The 3182-nt window shown below is 63.1% G+C and carries 2 protein-coding genes; both read left to right on the forward strand.

What is annotated here, in order from left to right:
* The coding region (locus tag B4N44_RS12105) for an RHS repeat-associated core domain-containing protein (RefSeq protein ID WP_296701128.1) at positions 1-2762 on the forward strand (2762 nt) is incomplete at its 5' end.
* On the forward strand, positions 2759-3182 hold a 424-nt coding region (locus tag B4N44_RS12110), incomplete at its 3' end, for a hypothetical protein (RefSeq protein WP_296701130.1). The genes B4N44_RS12105 and B4N44_RS12110, both read left to right, overlap by 4 nt.

Here is a 3182-nt window from a genome sequence, read left to right on the forward strand (position 1 = left end):
TGCCCGACGGCAGCCGCCTGCGCTATGTGCGCAACGGTCAAAGCCAGGTCGTTGCGCTCGAACGCGACGCTGTCGGCGCTTCGTGGTCAATGTGGCCGGCAGGCGAGCAGATCATCGCTGAAGGCTTCGAGCGCGACCTCGCCGGCCTGCGCAGCTATGTCAGCGGCAACGGCATCCACACCCTCCACCAGCGCAGCCGAGAGGGGGTGCTCGCACGCGTCGTGCATCGGCGTATTTCACCGCCGCGGCTCGAGACGGCGGCCACATCGCCGATGGAACTGCTCGGCCGCAGCACGCGGGAGATCGCAGAGCGCCTGCTCGGCATCGCGCCGGCGCACGCGCAAGCGCAGGCGGACGACACCGGCACCAAGTCAGACGCCGATATCACCAGCAAACAAGCGGAAAGCGCGGCCCTGCCCGGCGCCCTCGGCCTCGCCGACGACCCGGCCGCGCTGCTCGACCATCGTTACCTGTGGGACGTGCGCGGCAACCTCCTGCACACCCGCCAGCGTGCCGCCGCCGATGGCGCCCAGCCCACTGCAACCGGGCACGCCTATGACCGCCACGGCCGCCTGCTGACCTCGATCCGCTGGCAGGTCGATGATCAAACCCCCACCGAGGAAGCCGTCTGGCGCTTCGCCTACGACGCCACCCAGCGCCGCATCCTCAGCCAGCAAGGCGCCCGCTCGCAGCAGGAGCTGAGCGCAGGCACGCAAGCCGTTCGTTTCGAGCCCGGCACCCACCGGCGCGCCGATCCGTCCGCCCCCGCCCGCTACACGGCAAGCGGCCAGCCCGAACGCTGGGGCGATCGCGAATACGACTGGGACGCCCGCGGCCGCCTGGTCGAGGTCCGCGACCACGGCGAGGTCCTGGCCCGCTACCGCTACGACCACCGCGGCCTGCGCAACACCCGCCAGGTCGGCGAGCGCACGGTTCACACGGTCTACGACGAACACCGCCAACCGCTCGCCGAGCTCGACGCCGACGGCCGCATCCTGCGCCAGTACGTCTGGCTCGCGGATCTCCCGCTCGCCGTCATCGACACCCCGCAGGGCGTGGCACCCGCGCAGCACAAGGACACTGGCACGAGGCAATTCGCGGACGAACTCGTCCGCATGATCCGCGCCGCATTCACGCAGTCCGAGCGCATCGTCTGGCTGCACGGCAACCACCTCGGCGCCCCGGAACTCGCCACCGACGCCGCCGGCCAGGTGCTCTGGCGCGCCACCTACGCCCCCTTCGGCGCCGCCACCATCCAGTCCCGAGACTTCACCCTCGACCTGCGCCTGCCCGGTCAGGTATTCGACGCGGAGACAGGGCTGCACTACAACCGCGCGCGCTACTACGACCCGGAGGCGGGCCAGTACCTCACCCCCGACCCGCTGGGCACGCCGGACGGGCCAAATCCGTATGCGTATGTGGCGTTCAATCCGCTCAGGAATGTGGATCCGGATGGGTTGATTCTGTTTGCGTTTGATGGGACGGGGAATAGCGACGATCGAAACGATCCGGCGATGGGTGGGATGCGTGACGATCCAGATGACCCGAATGCCCCACCCGTGACACCCGACGGTTTCACAAACGTCATCAACTTCTTGCGCGCGTACAACGATGGCAACTATCGCTACGTCAGCGGCGTCGGGACCGTGCACAAGGACATCGATTATGGCGATATCCGCCCCGAGGACCACGCCACTTACAGCCTCCTTTGGTGGCTGACACCCCTCGACCCAACCTACGTCAACGACATGGGCGGCAACTATTCCGGTCCGGCACGCATCGAGAGGATGATGCTGTACATGCGTGACGAAGCCGATCTCTTCGATGACGATACGGTGATGGACATCGACGTCATCGGGTTCAGCCGGGGTGCTGCGCAGGCTAGGGACTTCTCCAACAGGATCGTCTCAAGCGCCGCCGAATACGGAGGCGTCCAGTATTACAAATACACGAAGCGCGATGGCTCTCCAGGCTGCCAGCCGGTCAACTTCCGCTTCATGGGACTATTCGATACCGTCTTGTCGACCAACTTCAGCAACCTGAACTACAACCTGAGCATCCCGAGTGAATTTGAGCATGTCGCACAGGCAGTTGCACTGAACGAGCACAGATCAGGAAGCAAAACCCAATTTCAATATCGCAACCCGAAGCCACATAGTATGCATTGGGGCGGCTTTCCGCTCGAATCCATCGGTGCGAGCAGCGACACGCCCGGCCAGATTCGGATCGAAAAGGGTTTCATCGGTGCGCACGCCGACGTTGGAGGCGGGTATCCGGACTCTGAGCAAGGACTCTCGCTGGTCGCACTGAATTGGATGGTCGAGCAAGCGCGGCTGGCAGGACTGTCGATCGACACTGTGGATCCGATTCCGTCCCATAACGTCGTTATGCATGAGCAGAGTAACGTCATCCAGGCGGGCAGTCCGAAGAATGTGGTGCCGCGCACAGTCCAGCACGGCGATCTGCCCTGGATCGAATACGTATTCCCCGAGGACCGCGAGGTGCGCGGTGCCATTGGAGGTAATCGTCAGCGGAACATGAGCTTCGACAATGGAAGCATGACGCATGCTGACACATATGAATTCATCACTTGGCTACCCAGAGACGCGGCACAGACGGGCACCGGTTCAGCGCTCGATCCTCGCAAGCTCGGCAACGTCACTGGCGAAGTGCATATGCAAAATTATGTCGCTTGGCTCTGCAAGAACAGCTATTTCAAGGAGGATTCCATTCTATGTCCGCCCGAAGCCTCTCGACCATGAGCCTATTCTACAAGCCGCTTTCGCGCCGGGCCTTCCTGGTCTTTGGCACCGTCTTCCTCACGGCTTGCCGAACAACAGCTCCTGCGCCGCCAAAGAAGCTGACACCGGAGCAAGCTCGTTATGTCGAAAGCCGCCAGCGCATGTTAGATCGATTCGGCCGGCCCGGTTTCGAACTGGTCGTCGACGCGATGGCGGGCCAGGAGTTTCGGGGGGTGGAGTTTTTCCCTGAAAACGCAAAATATGAGTTTTATGGCAAGGGAACTCAGAGCCTGAAAACGCAGGGCAAGATGGCGCTCTCACAACCCGTCCCGGAGCGCGTTCGGATCGTCTGGAGAGATTCCTCTGATCGGAGATTCATCAAGGACGTTGGCAGTCGCTATATCGGCAACATCATTGGCGACGAAACCATAGAAGTCGGCA

Origin of the sequence: Thiocapsa sp. UBA6158 (assembly GCF_002423035.1) — a bacterium.
In the GTDB taxonomy this organism is placed as follows: Bacteria; Pseudomonadota; Gammaproteobacteria; order Chromatiales; family Chromatiaceae; genus Thiocapsa.